Genomic DNA, 240 nt, shown 5'->3' on the forward strand with positions numbered 1-240 from the left:
TGTTTCTTGACCGTCAGCGGGTAGTAGGAGCCGCCTTTGACCGTGGCGTCGTTGGCCACGATCATGCACTCCACGCCTTCGACTCGGCCGATGCCGGCAATCACGCCCGCAGCGGGCACGTCTTCGCCATACACCTCATGGGCGGCCAACTGGCCGATTTCGAGGAAGGGTGAGCCTGCGTCCAGCAGGCGGTCGATACGCTCGCGCGGTAGCAGTTTGCCGCGCGAGGTATGCCGCTCC

General features: G+C 65.0%; 1 protein-coding gene. It reads right to left on the minus strand.

What is annotated here, in order from left to right; genetic code table 11:
* On the minus strand, positions 1-240 hold a 240-nt coding region (locus tag SB756_RS34720; RefSeq protein ID WP_410913839.1), incomplete at both ends, for a carboxyl transferase domain-containing protein.

It is taken from the genome of Pseudomonas sp. SIMBA_068, from assembly GCF_046534705.1.
Taxonomy (GTDB): Bacteria; Pseudomonadota; Gammaproteobacteria; order Pseudomonadales; family Pseudomonadaceae; genus Aquipseudomonas; species Aquipseudomonas putida.